Annotated in this window: 23 protein-coding genes and 1 pseudogene; 11 read left to right on the top strand and 13 right to left on the bottom strand. The window is 66.1% G+C overall.

Annotated features, from left to right (window positions below; genetic code table 11):
* Positions 1-6 precede the first annotated feature (6 nt).
* From AWC31_RS35315 to AWC31_RS35325, 3 genes and pseudogenes are all read right to left on the bottom strand, one after another.
* Complete coding sequence (locus tag AWC31_RS35315) at positions 7-789, bottom strand: glutaminyl-peptide cyclotransferase (RefSeq protein WP_085150366.1); 783 nt, start codon at positions 787-789, stop codon at positions 7-9.
* Positions 790-825: 36 nt separating this feature from the next.
* Positions 826-1,723: pseudogene (locus AWC31_RS35320) on the bottom strand (aminoglycoside phosphotransferase family protein).
* A gap of 78 nt (positions 1,724-1,801) precedes the next feature.
* Positions 1,802-2,395 carry a hypothetical protein gene (locus AWC31_RS35325; protein WP_085150628.1) on the bottom strand — a complete coding sequence of 198 codons (594 nt, stop codon included), beginning with the start codon at positions 2,393-2,395 and terminating at the stop codon, positions 1,802-1,804.
* A gap of 197 nt (positions 2,396-2,592) precedes the next feature.
* Between AWC31_RS35325 and AWC31_RS35330 the strand changes: the two genes are divergently transcribed.
* From AWC31_RS35330 to AWC31_RS35345, 4 genes are all read left to right on the top strand, one after another.
* Positions 2,593-2,820, top strand: a complete 228-nt coding sequence (locus AWC31_RS35330) for a hypothetical protein (protein WP_067855962.1) — start codon at positions 2,593-2,595, stop codon at positions 2,818-2,820.
* A 75-nt stretch (positions 2,821-2,895) separates the two neighbouring features.
* The gene (locus AWC31_RS35335; RefSeq protein ID WP_067855676.1) at positions 2,896-3,720 is read left to right on the top strand and encodes a 1-acyl-sn-glycerol-3-phosphate acyltransferase; all 825 of its coding nucleotides are present in this window, start codon (positions 2,896-2,898) and stop codon (positions 3,718-3,720) included.
* 59 nt (positions 3,721-3,779) lie between these two features.
* Positions 3,780-4,469, top strand: a complete 690-nt coding sequence (locus tag AWC31_RS35340; RefSeq protein ID WP_085150368.1) for a GAF and ANTAR domain-containing protein — start codon at positions 3,780-3,782, stop codon at positions 4,467-4,469.
* A 19-nt stretch (positions 4,470-4,488) separates the two neighbouring features.
* Entirely contained in the window at positions 4,489-5,703 is a 1,215-nt protein-coding gene (locus AWC31_RS35345; protein WP_085150369.1) for an NAD(P)/FAD-dependent oxidoreductase, read from the top strand.
* Between the two features lie 35 nt (positions 5,704-5,738).
* Here the strand turns inward: AWC31_RS35345 and AWC31_RS35350 are convergent, their stop codons facing one another.
* A complete protein-coding gene (locus AWC31_RS35350; protein WP_085150371.1) occupies positions 5,739-5,987 on the bottom strand; it encodes a F0F1 ATP synthase subunit C in 249 nt (82 codons plus the stop codon).
* Positions 5,987-6,766, bottom strand: coding sequence for a MerR family transcriptional regulator (locus AWC31_RS35355; protein ID WP_133060246.1), 780 nt, complete (start codon positions 6,764-6,766; stop codon positions 5,987-5,989). Before AWC31_RS35355 ends, AWC31_RS35350 begins: the two co-directional genes overlap by 1 nt.
* A 160-nt stretch (positions 6,767-6,926) precedes the next feature.
* Here AWC31_RS35355 and AWC31_RS35360 point away from each other — a divergent pair, with 160 nt between their 5' ends.
* Positions 6,927-7,631 carry a hypothetical protein gene (locus AWC31_RS35360; protein WP_085150375.1) on the top strand — a complete coding sequence of 235 codons (705 nt, stop codon included), beginning with the start codon at positions 6,927-6,929 and terminating at the stop codon, positions 7,629-7,631.
* 23 nt (positions 7,632-7,654) lie between these two features.
* Here the strand turns inward: AWC31_RS35360 and AWC31_RS35365 are convergent, their stop codons facing one another.
* Both AWC31_RS35365 and AWC31_RS35370 read right to left on the bottom strand, forming a co-directional pair.
* Complete coding sequence (locus AWC31_RS35365) at positions 7,655-8,065, bottom strand: VOC family protein (protein ID WP_085150378.1); 411 nt, start codon at positions 8,063-8,065, stop codon at positions 7,655-7,657.
* 119 nt (positions 8,066-8,184) lie between these two features.
* A complete protein-coding gene (locus AWC31_RS35370; protein ID WP_085150380.1) occupies positions 8,185-9,150 on the bottom strand; it encodes a GlxA family transcriptional regulator in 966 nt (321 codons plus the stop codon).
* Positions 9,151-9,247: 97 nt separating this feature from the next.
* Here AWC31_RS35370 and AWC31_RS35375 point away from each other — a divergent pair, with 97 nt between their 5' ends.
* Positions 9,248-9,562, top strand: a complete 315-nt coding sequence (locus AWC31_RS35375) for a cupin domain-containing protein (RefSeq protein ID WP_085150630.1) — start codon at positions 9,248-9,250, stop codon at positions 9,560-9,562.
* 16 nt (positions 9,563-9,578) lie between these two features.
* Here AWC31_RS35375 and AWC31_RS35380 read toward each other — a convergent pair whose 3' ends face one another.
* Positions 9,579-10,220, bottom strand: a complete 642-nt coding sequence (locus AWC31_RS35380) for a dihydrofolate reductase family protein (protein ID WP_085150632.1) — start codon at positions 10,218-10,220, stop codon at positions 9,579-9,581.
* Positions 10,221-10,274: 54 nt separating this feature from the next.
* Positions 10,275-11,660 carry an NAD(P)/FAD-dependent oxidoreductase gene (locus AWC31_RS35385; protein WP_085150382.1) on the bottom strand — a complete coding sequence of 462 codons (1,386 nt, stop codon included), beginning with the start codon at positions 11,658-11,660 and terminating at the stop codon, positions 10,275-10,277.
* A gap of 102 nt (positions 11,661-11,762) precedes the next feature.
* Here AWC31_RS35385 and AWC31_RS35390 point away from each other — a divergent pair, with 102 nt between their 5' ends.
* Positions 11,763-12,248, top strand: a complete 486-nt coding sequence (locus AWC31_RS35390) for a carboxymuconolactone decarboxylase family protein (RefSeq protein ID WP_067855704.1) — start codon at positions 11,763-11,765, stop codon at positions 12,246-12,248.
* Positions 12,249-12,283: 35 nt separating this feature from the next.
* Here AWC31_RS35390 and AWC31_RS35395 read toward each other — a convergent pair whose 3' ends face one another.
* Both AWC31_RS35395 and AWC31_RS35400 read right to left on the bottom strand, forming a co-directional pair.
* Complete coding sequence (locus AWC31_RS35395) at positions 12,284-13,249, bottom strand: helix-turn-helix domain-containing protein (protein ID WP_085150384.1); 966 nt, start codon at positions 13,247-13,249, stop codon at positions 12,284-12,286.
* A gap of 278 nt (positions 13,250-13,527) precedes the next feature.
* A complete protein-coding gene (locus tag AWC31_RS35400; protein ID WP_085150386.1) occupies positions 13,528-15,120 on the bottom strand; it encodes a threonine/serine exporter family protein in 1,593 nt (530 codons plus the stop codon).
* A gap of 257 nt (positions 15,121-15,377) precedes the next feature.
* Here AWC31_RS35400 and AWC31_RS35405 point away from each other — a divergent pair, with 257 nt between their 5' ends.
* From AWC31_RS35405 to AWC31_RS35420, 4 genes are all read left to right on the top strand, one after another.
* The gene (locus AWC31_RS35405) at positions 15,378-15,818 is read left to right on the top strand and encodes a Fur family transcriptional regulator (protein WP_085150635.1); all 441 of its coding nucleotides are present in this window, start codon (positions 15,378-15,380) and stop codon (positions 15,816-15,818) included.
* Between the two features lie 40 nt (positions 15,819-15,858).
* Positions 15,859-18,105, top strand: a complete 2,247-nt coding sequence (gene katG / locus AWC31_RS35410; protein ID WP_085150388.1) for a catalase/peroxidase HPI — start codon at positions 15,859-15,861, stop codon at positions 18,103-18,105.
* A 115-nt stretch (positions 18,106-18,220) separates the two neighbouring features.
* Complete coding sequence (locus AWC31_RS35415) at positions 18,221-19,276, top strand: NAD-dependent epimerase/dehydratase family protein (RefSeq protein WP_085150637.1); 1,056 nt, start codon at positions 18,221-18,223, stop codon at positions 19,274-19,276.
* A gap of 133 nt (positions 19,277-19,409) precedes the next feature.
* Complete coding sequence (locus AWC31_RS35420) at positions 19,410-20,075, top strand: nitroreductase (RefSeq protein ID WP_085150639.1); 666 nt, start codon at positions 19,410-19,412, stop codon at positions 20,073-20,075.
* A gap of 25 nt (positions 20,076-20,100) precedes the next feature.
* Here AWC31_RS35420 and AWC31_RS35425 read toward each other — a convergent pair whose 3' ends face one another.
* Positions 20,101-21,135: a DUF2278 family protein gene (locus AWC31_RS35425; RefSeq protein ID WP_165766111.1), complete on the bottom strand. Its 1,035-nt coding sequence runs from the start codon at positions 21,133-21,135 to the stop codon at positions 20,101-20,103.
* Positions 21,136-21,301: 166 nt separating this feature from the next.
* Positions 21,302-21,733, bottom strand: coding sequence for a type II toxin-antitoxin system Rv0910 family toxin (locus AWC31_RS35430; RefSeq protein ID WP_085150392.1), 432 nt, complete (start codon positions 21,731-21,733; stop codon positions 21,302-21,304).
* Between the last annotated feature and the right edge of the window lie 40 nt (positions 21,734-21,773).

The raw sequence follows: 21,773 nt of genomic DNA on the forward strand, positions 1-21,773 counted from the left end.
CGCAGCTCACGACGGGTCGATGCGAATCTTGTAGCTCTGCGGCCAGTCCTTGCCGCTGATGAGGAAGTCTTGGCCGGCGATGTGGGCGATACCGCTGACGACCTGCCGGGGTGTGCGGTCACCGGAGTTCCACAGGCCGGACACGTCCATGGCGAGATTCACTGCGCCGGTCGCGGGGTCGATGCGGACGAACTGGTCGTCGGGCCATGCCGCGGCCCACACCTGGCCGTCGACGCAGTCGAGTTCGTTGAGCCCGTTGACCGGCGCGCCATCGCGAGTCACGGTGACGCCACCGATCTCGGCGAAGCTCGCGGGGTCGTGAAACGACAAGCGGTCGGTGCCGTCGCTGCTGATCAAGCGGGAACCGTCAAAACACAGCCCCCATCCCCCCACCTCCATGGGGACTTCACGTATCGGCTCGAACGTGGCTTTGTCCCATTCGATCGCAACACCGTTCTGGTAGGTCAGCTGCCAGATGCGGTCGCCGACAACAGCAATCCCTTCACCGAAGTAGTCCGGGGGTAGGTCGGCAGTCCGAATCACCCGGCCGGTCTCCGGATCAACCTGGCGCAACTGCGATTTCGCGACCTCGCCGGTGGCCTCGTAGAGGGCTGGCCCGTCGAACTCGAGACCTTCGCTATAGGCGGCGGGGTCGTGCGGCACGACGCCGACGACGTTCGGCGTGATGACCGGAACGGCATCGGCCGCCGCGTGTGGCGGTGACACCGAAGCCGCCGCCGCAACCCCAACCGCCGCCGCCATACCTTTGATCACTGCGCGAAGCCACATCACTCGGTTCTATACGGTCTCGGTCGCATTGGCACGTCAGGCACGGGCAGCGGTGATGCGGTGCAGGGTCCGGCGTCCCACCCGGCTCAGCGCTGGATGAGAACTGGCGTAGTACCACACCAGACCCATCGCCTGCTGGAACGCCCACGCCCGTCCCCGCTGCCAGACAAGCTCGTCGCACGCGAGGCATTCACGAAGAACGGCGCGGGGGCGGGCTTCCAGCAGATGCCAACCACTCACCAGATCGAGTGCCGGATCAGCGGGCGCCAGGCCGCCTACATCCAGCACGCCGGCCAGGCGACGCTCCTTCGACACCAGGATGTTGCCGGGAATCAGGTCTCCGTGGCTCATCACGTCGGCGTCCGCGCCGCGTGGTAGCTCACGCATCTCGTTCCACAACCGGCGCAACGCGGCCACGTCGAGCAGGCCTTCACTGCGCTCGAAACATGTGTCCATCCACGCGTCATGGTCTTTCAGTTCTCCCCCGCGGCCATGCCCGCTGAACTGCTTGCCGCACGTATCGATGCTGCGTACGCCTGCGATGAACTCCGCCAGATCGGTCGCAAAGCCGATCGAGCTCCCGGCATCCCGCTTCGCGGCGTCAACACCCGGGACCCAGGTCTGCACCCCACCAGGGCATCGGATATCCGTGCCCAGGCTTCCCCAGGGCGACCGGGGCAGGCGTCGCGAATCGGGTCCGACCCCGTAGTTCAGCCGCGGCCCGGACTTCAGTGCGCCGCAATTGCCATGCCGCTTCGGTGTTTTCGTGTTGCAGCAAGAACCGCGCCGCGAGACCGCGCCCGATTCGGTAGATCGCGTTGACCGTGCCGGTTCGGGCGACGGGGGCGATACGCCGACCGCGCCACGCGGGAAACTGCTCATCGACCAACGAACGCACCGTCGCCACGGTGATCGGTAGTTGGCCGGCGTGGATATCCACGATCCCACCTTGGCCGCCCTGCGACACCACGGCAAACCAATATCGTGGGGTGCCGCTCGCGACGTGTGGGCGTTACGGAGCAGGCGGTGGCGGCGGTGCGGGCGCCGGTGCACCCGGCGTGTTGTATTCGTATCCGGGCGGCGGCGGCCCGTCCAACGGGTAGTAACCGGGCGGTAGCGGCGGACCTTCAGCGCCCGGACCGGCGTTGGGATCTGGCGCGGTGACCGGAGTTTCCGAGCCGGGCGCGTTCATCGACACGTAGCCGGGCGGCAGCGGCGGCGGCGGGCCGGCTCCCGGTGGCGGTGGCGCGGCAGGCCCGGTGGGCCCTTGCAGGTCGTAGGGGTTCTGCGCCTGGTGCCACAGATCCCTGAGTGTTCCGAGCGGGCCGGATCCGTATTGGCCGGAGCCGTATACCGGGTTGGCCATCTCGGGTACCGGTGGTGGACCGGCGGGTGGCGGCGCAGGGGGTGGTACCGCTCCATCAGGCGGCAGCACGACCGGTTGGCCGGGCGCGGCAGCCGCCGGATCCGATGGTGGCGGCACAGGAGGCGCGGGCTCCGCTGCCGCAGGAACCGCCGCGGCCAGCACCGCGCCGGCAACGGTGACACCTGCAATCGCGAACTTCGCCGCGCTGAGGGACAAGGTGGCGCGCTGCCTTTCGGCCATGAATCCGGCGGTCCTCTCTGTCACGCCCACTGGTAACCGATCGGGAGCACCAAGCGAGCCGAGCGTAGAGGCATCGTCGCACACATCGACCGGGTACCACCATGCGACGAACATGCGAAGGCACCCTGCCACAGGATCGTTTCGATTGGCTAAGCTTTCAGTGTTCGATCGAGTTTCCGAGCACCGAGGTGGGCATCATGTATTTGACCAAGGCGGCATTGGCCACTGTTGCGGCCGCAGGTGCGATCGCTGTGACGGCCATCGGCCTGGGCTCGGCCACCGCGAGCGCCGACCCCGTTCCCCCGCCGGGGGCCCCGAAGAAGCCGGCCGAGTCCTGGCAGGGTCACCCGATGGTGTGGGCGCAGCTGCCCGCGGGTGGGCACTGGGGGGTCTGGGTCAACGGAGACTTCCTGCCGTTCACCTGAGCGTCTGATCCTGCTACGGGACGCTGTCGCCCAATAGCGTGAATCGCCCGTCGTCGACCCAGTCGATGACGCACCATCGGATGTGCACCCAACGAAGGGCGGGCACCCGTGGGCACTCCAGAACGTGCGAAGTGGGACCCAACATTCGTCCGGCAGGTGACAGCGTGGCTGCGACCGATGGCGCGGTGCTGGTTTCGGCCAGAAGTCCGCGGGATTGACCGGATACCCGCCGATGGGCCAGCGCTGGTCGTGAGCAACCACTCGGGCGGCATGATGACGCCCGATGTCCTGATCTACGCCCCGGTCTTCTATGACCGGTTCGGATACGACCGACCGTTGCACACACTGGCTCACTACGGCGTCCTGATGGGCCCGTTGTCGTGGGTGATGAATCGGCTGGGCGTCATCGAGGCCAGCCCGGAGAACGCTGCGGCCGCGCTCGGCGCCGGTGCGGTGGTCTTGGTGTTTCCCGGCGGCGATTACGACTCCTATCGGCCCACCTTCGAGGCCAACACCATCGATTTCAACGGTCGGACCGGCTATGTGCGCACCGCGATCGAGGCTGGTGTTCCGATCGTCCCCGCCGTCTCGATCGGCGCGCAGGAGACGCAGCTGTTCCTGAGCCGGGGTCATCGGCTCGCCCGTCGGCTGGGTCTCAAACGCATCCGGATGGAGATTCTCCCCGTCAGCGTGGGCCTACCGTTCGGCCTGACTGTGTTGTTACCGCCCAACCTGCCGTTACCGGCCAAGATCGTGGCAGAGGTGTTGGAACCGATCGACATCGAGAGCCAGTTCGGGTCATCGCCGGACATCGATGAGGTCGACCGCCACGTGCGGGCGGTCATGCAGGACGCGCTCGATCGCCTGTCTGCCGAGCGCCGTCTTCCGGTACTCGGCTGACGCTTCCCCACCATGGCAATCGACGGCTCAGTCCCAACCCTTCGTGAGACAGTGGGCGCATGACATCTGCGTCAAATCACGACCTCGCCGTGCGCATGGCGGAACTGGCGCGTGACGTCGCCGCGCCTGCCGCGCTCGAGGACGTTTTGCGGACCACCACGAAGGCGGTTCTGGATCTTGTGCCGGGCGCACAGTACGCAGGCATGCTTCTGCTCGGTACCGGGGGCAAGTACGAGACGCTCGCGCCGACCTCCGATCTCATGTACGAACTCGACCACATCCAGATCTCGACCGGCGAGGGCCCGTGCGTACAGGCTGCCGTGGGGGATTTGATCGTGCGGACCGACGACTTCGAGCACGAGCAGCGCTGGCCGGTCTATACGCCGAAGGTCCTGGAGCTCGGCGTTCGCAGCTCGTTGTCCTTCATGCTGTACACCACGCGGCGAAACGCTGGTGCGTTGAACATGTTCTCCAGTGAGCCGCATGCCTTCGACGCGGAATCGGAGGCCATCGGCTCGGTGTTGGCCGCCCACGCCGCCGCGGCGATCGTCGCCGGAAGGCATGGCGAGCAATTGCAGACGGCACTCAGCAGCCGCGACCTCATCGGTCAGGCCAAGGGCATGATCATGGAGCGCTACAACGTCGACGCCGTCCGCGCGTTCGAAATGCTGCGTCAGCTGTCCCAGTCGAGCAATGTCAAGCTGGTCGACGTCGCCAAGCAGGTCATCGAGACCCGCAGCGGCAGCTGACTCCGCCGACAAGGTCAGCATGCCCCGCGTATTGGTCGTCGGGTCCGGCTTCGCCGGGCTGTGGGCCGCCATCGGCGCGGCTCGACGGATTGACCAGCTCGGTCGGCGTGTGGACGACATCGAGATCACGGTGCTCACCAACCGGCCGTTTCACGACATTCGGGTACGCAACTACGAAGCCGACCTGTCGGAGTGCCGAATCCCGCTCTCGGCCGTGCTCGACCCGGTAGGGGTGGGCCACGTCGTGGCCGACGTCACCGATATCGACGTTCATGGGCGTACCGTCACAGCGCAGAACACTGGTGGGACAACGACATTCGACTATCACCGGCTGGTGCTCGCGGCAGGCAGTCAGGTGGTTCGGCCCGACGTACCGGGGCTGCGGGATCTCGCGTTCGATGTCGATACCTTCGACGGCGCTACTCGACTCGACGCTCACCTGACCCGCTTGGCCACCGGCCCGACGCGTCCGGGCATTGCCACCGCCGTGGTGATCGGTGCGGGGTTGACGGGCATCGAAACGGCATGTGAGCTTCCTCGGCGGTTATCGGACGTGTTCGCCGGCGCCGTGCACCCCCGCGTTGTCCTCGTGGACCACAACCCCCTCGTTGGCTCGGACATGGGCGCGTCCGCACGCCCGATCATCGAGACGGCGTTGTCCGACAACGGAATCGAGACACGAACGGGGGTCGCCGTTACCGGGGTCGACAAGGACACCGTCACACTCTCGTCCGGCGAAGTCGTCGTTGCGGCGACCGTGGTGTGGTGTGCGGGTATGCGTGCCAACCCGTTGACCGCGCAGCTGCCCGTGACGTTGGATCGGCTCGGCCGAGTACCGGTCGATGACTACCTGCGCGTCGAGGGCGTTGCCGATGTCTTCGCCGCCGGCGACGTTGCCGCCGCGAAGATGGACGACGAACACATGTCGGTCATGTCGTGCCAGCACAGCAGGCCGATGGGCCGATACGCCGGTTACAACGTGATCAGCGATCTGGTCGGCGAGCCGATGCTGGCGCTGCGGATCCCCTGGTACGTCACGGTTTTGGATCTAGGGCCGGCCGGGGCGGTCTACACCGAGGGGTGGGACCGACAGGTTGTCGCAACCGGCGCGGAAGCCAAGGCCACCAAGACCACGATCAACACCGCGCGGATCTATCCGCCGCTGACCGGCAGCCGGCAAGCGTTGTTCGCCGCTGCGGGACCCGAACTGCAGTCCCGGCCGGCGCACGGGTGATGGTTCGCGCGTCAGTGAGAGGTGGCACGTCGCCGTTACCCGCCGGGCGTCGCGAACACGAACAGCGCCATGAACGCGACGTTGATGAAGAAGGTGGCTTCGACGAGCCCGATGGTGATGAGAAACGGTGTGAAAAGCCGTGATTGCGCCTCCGGTTGCCGTGCGACGCCGGCGATGAACTGAGACCCGGCGATGCCGTCGCCGATTCCGGCACCGATCGCGCCGCCGGCCAGGGTGATGGCTCCGGCCAGTAGTGCGTTGCCCATGAGTTCTTCGGTCGCCATCAGTTCTCTCCGTCGTCGAGATGCGTTTCGGCGTAGGCCAGCATCGCGTCCCGCAGGTATTCGGGCAACCGCGCATCCTGTGCCTCGTAGTGGGCGCGAAGTTCCGATGGTTCGTCGAGCGCCTGCGCGAGTTCGATATAGCCGGCCTTGGTCGGTGTCCATAACTTGCGCTGCAGGGCCAAGTCATCGTCGAGCACCGCGAATGTGCGCGGATCGTCCGCCGCGACACCGGCACGCAGCAGCTCCACCATGCGTTGTTCCACTTGTACGCCTTCACGATTGAAGGCCTCGAAGTCGTCCGAGGACCACTCGGCGATGTTGCGTTTCACCTCCGCCAGTTCGGGCTGGTTCGTCTCACCGGTATGTGCGATCCGGCGTGCTTCGAGTTCGGCTATGTACTCCGGGGTGATCTCGAACCCATCGAAGAACCGTTCGGCGGGCATGTCAGTTCCTTCCTCGAGATGTTTGATCGTGGCTGCGACGGTGGCGGCGAGCCGGTCGATTTCACCGCGCTGTTCCAGAAGTCGTTGGTGATGGCGACGCAATGCGACAACCGGGTCGTCCTCGGCGTCGACGACAGCGCCGATGCTGGCCAGATCGAGGCCCAGCTGACGCAAGAGCAGGATCTGCTGCAGCCGCAACAGCTGTTCCCGCTCGTAATAGCGGTATCCGTTCGCACCGATCCGAGCCGGATTCAGCAATCCGATCTGGTGGTAGTACCGCAATGTCCGCGAGGACACCGAGGACATCCGGGCCACCTGCTGGATCGACCAACTCATGAGATCCACGCTAAAAGCTGACGTAACGTCAATGTCAAGGTCTGCTCAGAACGATCCGTACGGATCGTCCGATTTGGGATCGGTAGCGGTCGCAACGCGATTCACTTGTACACACGCGGACGGACGCCGCACAGCAATCCTTGGGCACCAGGAGTACTCGATGAACACGATGATGCGCCAGGCCGGCATCGGCCTGGCCTCACTGATCGCGGCGACAGCCCTGGCCGGGTGCTCGGCGGGCACGCCGGATGCCGAGCCGCCGGTATCGCCCACGGTCAGCGCGCCGCCGGCGAGTGCCGGTACGCCGGAGCGCACGAGTTCGCCGGCAGTGTCGACGACGCAGCCGGCGCCCGTGGCCGATTGCGCCACCAATCCGTCGACCGCGCCGGCGCCGAGCGTCGAGCCCTACGGAACGGTACCGGAAGCGGCACGAATATCGTTGACAATCAATGGCATTCCGTCCCATACGGTCACCGCGGGCGGCCCACCGACCGAAGTCGAAGTGACGCTGTGCAACGACTCGGCCATTGCCTATCCGCAGGTCGGCGTGGTCCTGGTACTCAGCCGCTGCAGCTGTGCGCCGGGCCCGCTGTCGATTCCCACGGGTTCGGTGGAGCGATTTGACGATGCCGCAGCAAGCTGGGTCCCCGTCACGCCCGCCACTGCGGGCACGGGCATGGATTTTCTGGCCGGCTATTCGAACGTGCACGAGTTGCCGAAAGGGAAGACGACCACCATGCGGTACCGGATCGCGCTCGACGCATCGATGACCGCGGGTGAAGGCGGCGTCGAAGCGGTTGCCGTGACGCCGGAGCCGCTCAATCAGATCGGCAGCGCCGAGCTTTCCTTCGCCGTCGTGACCTAGTCCTGTCCCCGAATGCCGGGCCTTCAGTGGACGTACAACTCGAGCTGCACGTTGTCTGGATCGCGGATCACGATGGTCGGTCCGTAGCCGACGTCGATGATCCCGGTATGGACCACGTTCTTGTTCTCGAGATGAGCAACCCACCGTCGCAGCTCGTCGATATCCGCGACCCGAAACGCCAAGTGGTCGAGCCCTGTTCGACGCTCGTTGAACGCTCCGACCGCCCCGGTGCCGTCGTGGGTGACCACGGTTAGCGCGACGCCGGACGGGTGCACGAGCGATCGGGTCTCGAAGCTGTCGGCTTGCGTGCGATTCACGAGAACGAAGCCGAACACATCCTGCCACCAGTCCGCCGAGCGGTCGCAGTCGGAAACCGTCAGATCAATGTGGGAGATACCCATGAGGTCCGGCATTGCACGCATGTCGCGAGGCATGATGGGCCACCCTCTCACCTGGATGAACGTGGCGACGTGACGACTGAAACGTATCTGTGGCCCACATCGCCGGACATGAGTAGTCGGCTACTCGATTCGGATCGGCCGGGCCCAGGCGCTCACGCGCGTTGCTGCCGGAATGCCCGGCGATAAGCGCCCGGTGTGGTGTGTACGGCGGATTGGAAACGGCGTCGGAGATTGGTCGCCGACGACAAGCCCACGCGGATCGCGATCGTATCGACCGGCAGATCGGTCTCTTCCAGCAACGCTCGCGCGGCGTTGATCCGTTGGGTCAGCAGCCATTGACCAGGGCTGGTGCCGAGTTGCTCGACGAACCGACGGGCCAGTGTGCGTGAGGAGACGTGAAGATGATTCGCCATGTCCTCCAACGTGATCGGCTCATCGAGCCGCCTGCTCACCCAGTCCAGCAGTTCGGCCAGGGACGGTGGCGGAGTCACCACGGTAGGCGGGGCCGCGTACTGAGCCTGGCCACCTTCGCGGTGAGGCGGCATCACCAAGTGCCGGGCGACGTGTGCCGCGTAGGCCGCCCCGTGGTCCTTGCGGATCAGATGCAGGCACAGGTCGATGCCCGCGCCCGCGCCCGCGCTTGTCGCGACGTCCCCGTCGTCGACGTACAGCACGTCCGGATCGACCTTGATGCGGGGAAATCGTTCTTGCAGCTCGGCTGCCTTGGCCCAGTGGGTGGTCGCCGGTCGATCATCGAGCAGACCGGTCTGGGCGAGTGCGAATGTGCCGGTGCAGATCGTCGCAATGCGGCATCCGCGCTCGTGCGCCCTCGTGAGTGCACGCCGCACATCGGCGGACAGCGGCGCGTTCACCGGTCGCCAACCGGCGATGACGATCGTGTCGGCGGTGTCGAGCGCACCGAGCCCAGCTGAAATCGTCATCGCGTACCCCACCGGCGTCGCCACAACCCCGGGTCGTTCGGTACACACGGTGAGCTCGTAACGAGCCGGATCCGTATCCCGTTGGACACCGAAAACCTCTGTCACACAAGCAAGCTCGAACGGACCCTGCGGCGGGCTCACCAGCGCCGCCACCCGATGCGCGGTTCGGTCGACCATGGCTAGATAGTACCGGTAGATGTCTATTCAGACACTGGTCATGGCTGCCTGGCCGGAACACCATCGAGGTGTGACAGTGACGAACAACGGCCCGGACATGCCGGGCTATGCCTGGGCCTCGGTCACCGATGCAGGCGTGCGGGAGCTGTTCCCGGGAATTCGGTTGCGCTCGCTGTGGACGGGCGAGGACGGCGCGTCTGCGCATGTCGTCGAGATGGATCCCGGCGCGAGCTGGGTCGGCAAGGACATCCACGAGCCCGGCCCGGAAGAGGTCTACGTCGTCTCCGGGACGTTCAACGACGGCGTGCGCGATTACCCGGAAGGGTCGTTCATCCACGCCCCCGCCGGCTCCTGGCACATCCCCCAAACAGTCACCGGCTGTACGTTATTCGTGTTCTATCCGGAAGGGTGACACCGGCGGGGCACCGTCACCGCCAGAACAGGTGATGCGTCACGCCGCTCGGGCTCGGCACGATGTCGTGGTGGAACCGGTCATCCAATTCGTCGGGCGACTCCCACAGCCGCGACCCGGCGCCGATTTCGATCTGTGACACCGCCACATGGAGGGAGTCGACGAGGTCGGCGTCGAGGAATTGCCGGATGGTGGTCGCCCCGCCGCCGAGCCGCACATCCTTGCCCTGCGCGGCCTGCCGGGCTTGCTCGAGAACGGTGGCCGGGTCACCGTTGACGAAGTGGAATGTCGTGTCGGAGAGCGTGAAAGACGGACGCTCATGGTGGGTCATCACGAAAACCGGAGTGTGGAACGGCGGCTCGTCACCCCACCAGCCCTGCCATTCGTGGTCACGCCACGGCCCCCGGTGTGGGCTGAACTTGTTGCGGCCCATGATCTCTGCCCCGATGTTATGGGCGAAGTCCCGAGTGAAGTAGTCGTCGAGGCCGCGACTCCCGCCCGGGTCGGTGCGGTTCGGCCAGCTCGCCGTCGCACCTGCCCACGCGAACATGTCACCCGGGTCGGCGTCTCCGAAGGGACGCTCGAAACTCTGGTTGAGTCCGGCGCCGAAACCGTCCCGCGAGACGTTGAAGTTCTGGACTCTGAGCAACTGGGGCACGCATTCCTCCTGATCGGTCGGCGACAACGAGTAGACCTCGCGGCCCGCCGAAACTCATCGCGGCGTTTGTTCCGGCGAGCCGGCACCCGCGTCGGGCTGAACTTCCGGAGGTGGTGTCGGCGCGTCCCATGCCGACCAGGTGTAGCGCTGCTCGGGCATGGAGTCGCTGCCGAGCATGAACGCCCGGTGGTAGCGGCTGGCCCGGGCGATGGTGGCCAACCAGGTGGCGACGGTGCTGACACGATTGCGCACCCCGGTGAGGAACGCGATGTGGATGAAGCCCCACGCGAGCCATCCGACGAAACCCGCCACCCGCACGGGCCCGACTTGGAGCAGGGCGTTTCCCCGGCTGATGTATGCCGCCGAACCGAGATCGCGATAGCGATACGGCCGTCGCGGCTTGCCCTCGAGTTCGCGCCGGATGCATGCGGCGACGTGCAGCCCGCCCTGCATGGCGTTTTCGGCGACTCCCGGCAGCTTGTCGCGTCCCACCAGGTCACCGACGACGAAGACCTCGGGATGCCCGGGGACCGACAGATCGGGATCGACTTCGATGCGGCCGGATCGATCGGATTTGGCTCCCAGCACCTCGGCGATGTGCCGGGCGAACGGCACCGCCTCGACGCCTGCGGTCCACAGGACGGTTCGTGCCGCGTGGACTTCGTCGGGCCCGCCCGCCTTCGGCGACACCGTCACCCCGTCGCGCCGGACATCGGTGACGTGCACACCCATGCGCATCTCCACGCCGAGCTTCTGCAGCGTGCGAGTCGCTTTCTCCGCCAGATCAGGCGCGAAGCTCTTCAGGACCCGGTCCCCGCCATCGCACAACAACACCCTGGCTTCTTCTGGCTCGATGCTGTGGAACTCGTTGGCCAGCGTTCGAGTCGCCATTTCGCGGATCTGTCCGGCCAACTCGACCCCGGTGGGGCCGCCGCCGGCGACCACGAACGTGAGCCAGGCATCGCGGTCGGGTCCGGGCGGCAGCGTCTCGGCGATCTCGAACGCGGTGAACAACCGCTGGCGGATGCTCAGCGCATCGTCAAGGGTTTTCATACCCGGTGCCCACGCCGCGAATTGAGCGTTGTTGAAATAGGACTGCTGCATGCCTGCGGCGATGACGAGCACGTCGTAGTCGAGCGTGAAAGTCGTCTCATCGGGCCGTCGTGCGGTGACCGTACGCGCCCCGGGATCGAGTTCGACCGCCTCACCGAGCAGTGTTCTCACATTGCGATGGCGCGCGAACTCCTCACGCAGCGGACGGCTGATGTGCCCGATACTCAGTGTCCCGGTTGCACACTGGTACAGCAGGGGCTGGAAGAGATGGCCCGCCGCACGATCGAGCAGTGTCACGTCGACGTCGACGCGGCCGAGTCGGCGCGCGCAGAACAGACCGCCGAATCCCCCACCGATGATCAGCACTTTCATGCGTCCGTTGCTCATCGATACGAGGCTAGTACGCGAGTCGCGGGAGAAAGCGGTGTCACAACGGTGCGCCCTGCGGCATCTCATGGTCGTCCACGTCACCACAAGGAGGAGAAATCCATGGATGCCCGGCTCAATATTCTCGCCACCGACCTCGCCGCCCAGTTCAGCAAGCGGTTCCACGGTGTCGGTCTGGTACTCGACCAATCGACGTTGCCCAAGGCCACCCGGGAATTGGTCAGCCTCCGGGCCAGTCAGATCAACGGATGTGCGATGTGCACCGACATGCACACCAAAGAGGCGGCGGCAGCAGGCGAATCCGCGGTGCGCCTCAACCTGGTGGCTGTCTGGCGGGAGGCCACGGTGTTCACCGAAGCCGAGCGGTCCGCGCTCGCGCTCACCGAGGAAGCGACCAGGATCGCCGATGCTTCGCACGGCGTGTCCGATGAGACCTGGTCGGAGGTGCGCAGGCATTACGACGACGAGCAGCTCGCCGCACTGATCTGCCAGATCGCGCTCATCAACGCGGCCAACCGGATGAACGTGATAGTCCGCACCCCGGCGGGCTCATACGAGGCCGGAATGCTGGCGAGCATGTCGCGGTAGTCGACGCGATGGCCTAGGCCGCACGTCGTGCCGGCCTAGGCCCCCGCGAAGCAGTTGCGGTAATCGCTCGGCGTGGTGTGCAGCTGGCGGACGAAGTGGTGGCGGTACGTCACCGCGGATTCGAAGCCCACCCGGGTGGCGATCTGCTCGATCGACAGCGAAGACGATTCCAGCAGCGCAAGACTCGCCTGGATGCGCTGTTCGATGAGCCACTTGATCGGCGTGGTGCCCGTTGCTTTCGCGAACTGGCGCAGATAAGTGCGCCGCGACAGTGCCGATTGGGAAGCCAAGTCGTCCAGAGCAATTGGCGAATCCAAATGGCTCAGTGCCCACTCCATGCTCGCGGCGATCCGCCCGTCGGCCGCCGGCTCGGGCACCGGACTGTCGATGTACTGGGCCTGTCCGCCGGCGCGATGTGGCGAGATCACCAACCGCCGGGCGATGTCGTTGGCGACGCGCACGCCGTGATCTGACCGCACGATGTGCAAACACAGATCCAGCCCGGCCGCACAGCCCGCGCTCGTGAGCACGCCACCACCATCGACATAGAGCGGAGCCGGATCGACATCGATCTCTGGGTACTTCTGTTGGAGGAGATCCACGTAGATCCAGTGCGTCGTGGCCTGCCGGCCGTCGAGTACACCCGCGGCCGCCAGTGCGAATGCTCCGGAACAGATCGACACCAGCCGCGCGCCTCGATCGTGGGCCGCTCGGATCGCATCGGTCAACGCCGGCGACAGCGGTTCGGTCACGTCTCGAACACTCGGGATTATCACCGTGTCGGCGGTCGCCAAATCGGACAGCCCGTACCCGGCATGCACCGTGGCGCCGCCGATCATGCGTACGTCCGGGGTCTCGGCACACAACTTGATCGAGTACCACGGCCGTGGGATGTCTGCTGAGAACCTGCCGGACAGTTCGGTGATCCCGAAAATCTCGGCTGCCAGACCGGACTCGAAACCCGACATTCCGTCATAGGCGAGGATTGCCACCTCATGCATGTCACTATCTTAATGAATGACGGCTCTAGTGCCACTGTTTGATGCCGCGACGCCGGGCGACGATCGAGTCATGTTTTATCGACGCACATCCCGATGGAACCGATTGCGCCAGCGACCCGGCTTCCGGCTCATTGCGGCGCTCGTAAGCGGAGTCCACGCGGCCAACGGCATCGCACACGGCGTGCAACCGCCACCGCAGTCACCGGTTCGCGCATCGAATCCGCGTGCCGGTTCAAGGGCTGAAACCGTTGCCCCACAGGGTTGTTAGCCGCCGCGCGTTACCGCTCTTCGTCGTGCCCCGGCGAGTCCTGCGGCGGGTCGTTGGCACTCGCGGTATCCGGTTCGTCATCCGGCGCGGGCTCCAATGCGACGCTTCGTGACCGGGGCCTGGCGGTGCCGGTCACCTGGGGACCGTCGGCCGGCCGCAGCCGCACCACCCGGCCCACCGCCCGGCGCAGACCCGGCGGTCCCTCGATCCGGAAGAAGTCGCCGATCCGCCCGGCCCCGTAACGCAACGGGGAGCCGAGCAGCTCGCCCATCACCACGCCGGCGCCAAGGGCCAGCGCGGTCGCCGCTGCCGCCAACAGCTGGGCCAGACCGTCGTCGAAGCGGTCGTCGACCGCGAAGTAGAACACCGCGCGAAAGACCGCCATACCCGGCAGCATCGGCGTGATGCCGGCGGTCGAGGTCACCAGAGCGGGCGCCTGCCTGCGGATCGAGATCAGCGTGGCGAACAAGCCGACGCCCACGGCGGCGATACCGGTCGCGACAACCTGGCCGAAGCCGGCCGCTCCTAGACCGATGAGCACCAATTCGGCGAGACCGGCCGCGAGCCCGGCGGGGATCACCGAGCGCAGTGGGGCGTAACTGGCGATCGTGAGACATACGCCTGCCAAAGTCGCGCCCACGACCGCGAGCGCTATCGGCAATGGCCGGTGCGGCGTCACGAAGGTCTCGGTCGCGTCGACATGGAGCTGTATCTCGATGCCTGCCACCGTCGCGATCTGCAGGCCCGCCAGGATGCCGACGACGATGCCCGCCGTCATGAACAGCGCGTCACTGAGCCGCGCGACCGCGGTGATCATGTGTCCGGTGAGGGCGTCCTGCATCGAGCCCACCAAGGTCAGACCGGACAGCAGCATGACGATCCCGGTGGCGACGAGCGCGGTCAGCCCCTCGCCGGTGAACAGGTACGCGGCCACCGCGACCAGGGTCGCGAGCGCTGCGCCGACCACGTTCTGGAAAAAGAACGGAGTCCCCATCCGGTTGAGCACCCGGCCCACTCGATCGATCGCCGCCGACGTCACGGCGGCCACCAGACACGTCAGCCAGCTGCCACCGAGGAGCATCGCGATTCCGAGCGCGAACCCCGCCCACCCGGCGGTGGCCAACCAGCGCGGGTACGGATGAGGCCGCTCGGTCAGCTCGTCCATGGCTTCGTGCGCCTGCTCGACCACGACGCCACCGGTCGTGATGTCGCGGACCAGCCGGTCGAGTTCGGCAAGGCGCGTGTAATCGGTCGATCGCGTGCGCACCGCCCGCATGATGGTCACCGGTGGGCTGTCGGCGGTCGGCAACGCCGACACGATGATCGTGGTGAACGTGATGTCGACGACGCAGTCGGTGAGCTGGTACGCCTGGGCAACGTCCTGGGCCGTCGCGACGACATCCGCGGTACCCGAACCCGACGACAACATCACCTCGGCGAGCCGGATGGTGAGGTCGAGAACCTTCCTCGTGTGCAGGTCACCCATCCCGGCGGAATTGCGGCTCCGCTGGCCGGCAACGGGGGCCGGGTCGCGCTGCCCGCGCAGCGCGACCCGCAGACCACGACGGAAGCGGGCGGATCCGCCCGACAAATCTTGCGCCATCGACAAGCACGATACTGAGGCACGTCGCGAAGCCGTATCCCACGCGCCGCATCGCTTCGATCTCGTTGTTTTGCAACGTCTTTCGACAAAGCCGTGTCGACGCCGCATAACTTGATCGAGTTTGGGTAACCAGTTCGGGCATGACGCCGCGATCGCACGGTCGGCTGTGGTCAGCCGCTGCCCAGATCCCGCACGACATCGGCTCGATCGACGACAAACACTTGACTGCGTCCAAATCTGCGCGTGTTATTGGCGATATGCCCACCAGGGCGGAGTTCGAAGCTCAACTGCGGACGAGCGACCTACGGGTCACGCGCCCCCGGGTCGCTGTGCTCGAGGCCGTACACGCGCGTCCCCACGCCGACACCGAAACACTCTTCCTGGCAGTGCGGGACAGCCTGCCCAAAGTCTCGCGTCAGGCCGTCTACGACGTCCTACACGCACTGACCACGGCCGGGCTAATCCGGCGAATCCAACCGTCGGGGACGACCGCGCGTTATGAGTCCCGGGTCGGAGACAACCACCACCACGTCGTGTGCCGCGGTTGCGGGTCCATCGCCGACATCGACTGCGCCGTCGGTGAAGCACCCTGTCTCACCCCCGCCGACGACGACAACGCCCTGGATGGCTTCGTCCTCGACGAGGCCGAAGTCATCTACTGGGGTCTGTGCCGGGAGTGTTCGGCGACAGGCCCTTGATCACAGCCCGTTACACCAACCACCCGGAAGGATTTTTGCTGTGTCATCCGATACCTCCGATAGCCGCCCGCCGACCCCGGACACCAAGACCGCAAGCACGAGCGAGAGCGAAAACCCGGCCATCCCCTCGCCGACGCCGAAGGCGCACGCTCCACTGACGAACCAGGACTGGTGGCCCGATCAGATCGACGTGACACGGCTCCACCCGCACGCACCTCAATCGAACCCACTCGGCGACGACTTCGATTACCGCAAAGAGTTCGCCAAGCTCGACGTCGACGCGCTCAAGGCCGATCTCATGGCGCTCATGACGCAGTCACAGGACTGGTGGCCGGCCGACTACGGCCATTACGGCGGCCTGTTCATCCGGATGAGCTGGCATGCGGCAGGCACGTACCGCATTTTCGACGGCCGCGGCGGCGGCGGTCAGGGCATGCAGCGGTTCGCGCCACTCAACAGCTGGCCGGACAACGTAAGCCTGGACAAGGCGCGCCGGCTGCTGTGGCCGATCAAGCAGAAATACGGCAACAAGATCTCGTGGGCGGATCTGTTGGTATTCACCGGAAACGTCGCCTTGGAGTCGATGGGATTCCAAACCTTCGGGTTCGGCTTCGGCCGCGAAGACGTCTGGGAGCCAGAGGAAATCCTGTTCGGTGAAGAGGACACCTGGCTGGGCACCGACAAGCGCTATTCCGGTGGCGAGCGCTCGCTCGCCGAACCGTACGGCGCGACCACCATGGGTCTGATCTATGTCAACCCCGAGGGCCCGGAGGGCGAGCCCGATCCCCTCGCGGCCGCACACGACATCCGCGAGACGTTCGGCCGGATGGCGATGAACGACGAGGAAACCGCTGCGCTGATCGTCGGCGGTCACACGTTCGGCAAGACCCACGGTGCCGGCGACGCCGACCTCGTCGGGCCCGAACCCGAGGCGGCCCCGATCGAACAACAGGGCCTCGGCTGGAAGAGCTCCTATGGCAGCGGCAAAGGCAAGGATGCGATCACCAGTGGGCTGGAGGTCGTCTGGACGCCGACACCGACGAAGTGGGACAACAGCTTCCTCGAAACCCTGTACGGATACGAGTGGGAGCTGACCAAGAGCCCGGCCGGGGCCTGGCAGTTCACCGCGAAGGACGGTGCGGGCGCGGGCACGATCCCCGACCCGTTCGACGGGCCCGGCCGCGCGCCGACCATGCTCGTCACCGACGTCTCGATGCGAGTCGATCCGATCTACGGACAGATCACGCGCCGCTGGCTCGAGCACCCCGAAGAGCTGTCCGAGGCGTTCGCCAAGGCCTGGTACAAGCTGTTGCACCGCGACATGGGCCCGATCTCGCGCTACCTGGGCCCGTGGATACCCGAGCCCCAGCTGTGGCAGGACCCGGTTCCGGCCGTCGACCATGAACTGGTCGACGATCAAGACATCGCGGCATTGAAGGCCAAGGTGCTCGACTCGGGTCTGTCGGTGCCCCAACTCGTGAAGACCGCGTGGTCGTCGGCGGCGAGCTACCGCAACACCGACAAACGCGGCGGCGCCAACGGGGCCCGGCTTCGCCTTGAGCCTCAGAAGAACTGGGAGGTGAACGAGCCTGCCGAGCTCGCGAAGGTACTGCCGGTGCTGGAACGGATCCAGCAGGACTTCAACGGCTCAGCGTCCGGTGGCAAGAAGATCTCCTTGGCCGATCTCATCGTGCTGGCCGGCTCGGCAGCCGTCGAGAAGGCCGCCAGAGACGCGGGGCATGACGTCACGGTGCCGTTCACTCCCGGCCGCACCGATGCGACCCAAGAGAACACCGATGTGGACTCCTTCGCGGTGCTCGAACCGCGAGCCGACGGTTTCCGCAATTACGTGCGTCCCGGCGAGAAGGCGCCGCTGGAGAAACTCCTGCTCGAGCGCGCCTATTTCCTGGGCGTCACCGGTCCGCAATTGGCCGTGCTCATCGGCGGCCTGCGCGCGCTCGGCGCCAATCACGGCGGCAGCAAGCACGGCGTGTTCACCGATCGCCCAGGGGTGTTGACCAACGACTTCTTCGTCAACCTGCTCGACATGGGGACGGAGTGGAAGGCGTCGGAGACCGCGGAGAACGTGTACGAGGGCTTCGACCGGGTTTCGGGAGCACCGAAGTGGACCGTGACCGCGAACGACCTTGTCTTCGGTTCACATTCGGTGTTGCGCGCCGTGGCCGAGGTGTACGCGCAATCGGATGCCGGCGAACGCTTCGTCGCCGACTTCGTGAAGGCGTGGACCAAGGTCATGAACAACGACCGATTCGACGTCAAGCAATAGCGTCACCTGTCAGCGCGGCCGACACCCCGGTGTCGGCCGCGTTGTCTTCGCGTATCGGCGGCCGAATCGGGTACTCACAGCTACCAGCGAGCAGCAGTGACGGAGCGTGATCGAGATGCGGGTAGTGGTGGTCGGCGCGACCGGCAATGTGGGCAGCAGCGTGGTCGAGGTTCTGGCAGCCGACGACCAAGTGGACTCGATCGTCGGGATCGCGCGTCGCCGGCCGACCTGGCAGCCGCCGAAGACGACGTGGGTTCAAGCGGATGTCTCCCGCGATGACCTCGACGGTCACTTCGCGGGCGCGGACGCGGTGATTCATCTCGCGTGGATCTTCCAGCCGACTCACGACGAGCTCGCGACGTGGCGCAACAACGTCCTCGGCAGCATTCGCGTGTTCGACGCGGTCGCGCGAGCAGGCGTCCCCGTGTTGGTGTACGCGTCCTCAGTCGGTGCGTACTCCCCCGGCCCCGACGACGACAGCGTCGACGAATCATGGCCCACCCATGCCCTTCCCACCGCTGCGTACGGACGCGAAAAGTCGTATCTGGAACGCGTGCTCGACGGCTACGAGCGTGATCACGCCGATATCCGCGTGGTCCGCATGCGGCCGGGATTCATCTTCAAGCGCGAGGCGGCAACCGAACAGCGGCGCCTGTTCGGCGGTCCGTTGGTGCCCACGAGCTTGATCCGCCCGGCGCTGTTGCCGGTGGTCCCCGACCTGCCGGGCTTTCGCTTGCAGGCGCTGCATTCGCGCGACGCCGCGCATGCTTACCGACTGGCGCTCATCCGTCCCGTGCACGGCGCATTCAACCTCGCGGCCGAGCCAGTGCTCGACGCCCGCACGCTGGGCGAGATCCTCGGCGCACGACCGATCAAGTTGCCGATCCCGCCGATCAGGGCGGCCGTGGCGGCGGCGTGGAATCTTCATCTGCTGCCGGCCAGCCCGACACTCGTCGACCTCGCCCTTAGCCTGCCGGTCATGGACACGGCACGAGCCCGCAGCGAGCTCGGCTGGACGCCGACAATTTCGTCGCTCGACACGATTCGCGAATTTCTCGAAGGGCTGCGCGACGGGAGCGGGATGGATACACCTCCGCTCGATCCGAAAGCCGGTGGCAGATTTCGGTACAGGGAACTCGCAACCGGCGTCGGGCAACGCGCGCGGATGTAGCGGCCACCATTCGCCGCCCGTAGCGCTCATCGACCACGCACACTCAAGGGTCCACGGTCCGTAGCGTCGCTTCATGCTGAATCTGCGGCCCGGGACCGCCGGGCAGCCCTACGGGGAAGCCTTGGAGGCGGGCATGGACGTGTACGAAACGGTTACGACCCGGCGGGCGGTGCGTGGTTTCACCGATCGGCCCGTCTCCAAGGACGTGCTGGCACGGGTGCTGACCGCCGCCAGGTGGTCACCCTCAAGCTCCAACACCCAACCCTGGAACATCTACGTCGTCACCGGCGCACCCCTGGCCGAACTCAAGAAACGCGCCACCGAACGCGTCGCCACCGGCGCCGACTGGGATGAACGCGAATACACCATGTACCCGCCCGACATGCCCGCGCCTTACCGCGACCGCCGCGCCGCCTTCGGCAAAGAACGCTACAGCGTCCTCGGCGTCGCCCGCGACGACTGGGAAGCCCGCCAACGCGCCGCCATCGCCAACTGGGACTGCTTTGGCGCGCCCGCCGCCCTGTTCTGCTACATCGACCGCAACCTCGGCCCCGCCCAATGGGCCGACACCGGCATGTACCTGCAAACCGTCATGCTGCTGCTGCGCGCCGAAGGACTGCACAGCTGCCCCCAGATGGCGTGGTCGCAAGTCCGCCAGACCGTCGCCGACGTGCTGTCGCCTCCGGACAACCTCATGCTCTTCTGCGGGATGTCCATCGGCTACGAAGACCCCACCGTCCCCTACATCCGCACCGGCCGCGCACCCCTCGACGAAACCGTCACGTTCGTCGACGGCTAGCAGTGAAAACTGCTGGGCGCGAACGTCATCGCTGGAAGCGCACGTACCGGTCGACGGACGCCGCATCCGCCGCGGAGTAGGTAACGCTGTCGACCAGGTTGCCCTGATCGTCGACCAGCAGCAGGTTGCCGCCGCTGTTGCCGAGTTGCACACCCGTGCCGTCGAGGACGACGACCGCCGACGTACCGCCGGACAGCGTGACATCCAGCTTGGTCTCCCGGCCATTGCGGTCGACGATCCGCCAGCCGTGCAACGACGTCGCAGTGGTCGCGACATTGCCGATGACAATCGATTCCGCACCGGGATCGGCACCCGCCGGATTGATCAGGGCCCGTTCCAAGTAGGCCGGCGCCGCTGCCGCCGGTGTGGGCACTCCCGGTTGACCGGTGATCAGGCGCGACAGCGGTTGCGCGCCAGGAGCCGCGGCGCCGACCGCATCGGTCGGCACGCGCTGCGTCTGAAAAGCCAAGAACAGCCCCACGATTCGGTCCGGGAATGCCAGCAGCAGGCCGCCGTCGTGGAATGCACCGTTGTCGCCGGCGTGGGCGCCGACGTTGCCCTGGTTCATGTGGATGTCGTGGATCCCGTGTAAGCCGTCGGTGTTGCCGAATTCGGCGTCGATCGGCTTCTTCAGATTGCGGTCGAATTTGGCGCCGAATGCGTACAGCTCGCCGGTGGCAGCTTTGCACTGGTTGAGGTAGAGGACCAGCAGATCTTGGAGGTCATCGGCGTTGGCGTTGCCACTGGGCGGAAGGGCACGACCAAGCGTGAAGTCGAACATCGGCGCCTTCACGTAGTCGAGCGACGCTGTCGAAGTGGCAGGCCGCACCGTGAAGCCCGACGCAAGGCCGGACAGACCGCCCAGGACGGGATGGCCGACCAGCGGGTCCACGACCCAGAACACCACTTCGCTGCCGTCGTTGGATTGCACGTTGACCGCGACACGCCATGGCTGCCCGGAGTCGTCGATCGCCCGGATCTGGAGGTGCGGGGTGGAATCGTCATCCTCGCGGACGAACCGATCGGGCCGAGCTCGTAGCACACCATAGTTGAGCGCCATGGCCGTATTCCTTCTCGTCTTCATGTGACTGGAACGGGCACAATGGATTCCGCTGAGCCCACCACGACCGTATCGAGACAGCGTCGCTCAGGCACGCGTAGCCGACTACCCGAATCCGGGCGCGCTTCGATCGATGCCGGACAACCGTTCCCGTCGTCGCCCGCCGTCAGGCGTAGAGCGTTTCGAACTGCTTGATCGAGCGCTCGATGTCGCCCTTGACGGCGCGTGCCGCGACCGATCCGATGGGCCCGAACAGCGGTGGACCACCCAAGTCGATGGTCACGGCGAACGCACATCCCGACGCCGTGGGCTTCACCCTCATCTTCAGTCCGTACTTGGTCCCGCCTACGCCCTTACCGGTGACTTCGAGCAGTTGCGGCGGGTCGATCTTCTGCACCGTCCACGTGACGCGGTTGCGCATACCCTTGGCGCCCGCGACGCCGACGAGCGTTGTGCCGACAGTCAGCTCCCTCGGCACGTCACTACGCCAGCCCTCATGCATCACCAGCCAGTCGCCGAGCCCCTCAAGATTCGACGCGTGTTCCCATGCGCTCTCCGGACTGATCGGCAGTTCGCGAGTGAGCTCCACCTTGGCCATGCGTTGGATGCTAATGCCGCGACGCGCGCGTATCGCCGAG

The organism is Mycolicibacterium wolinskyi (assembly GCF_002101965.1).
GTDB classification, from domain to species: domain Bacteria; phylum Actinomycetota; class Actinomycetes; order Mycobacteriales; family Mycobacteriaceae; genus Mycobacterium; species Mycobacterium wolinskyi.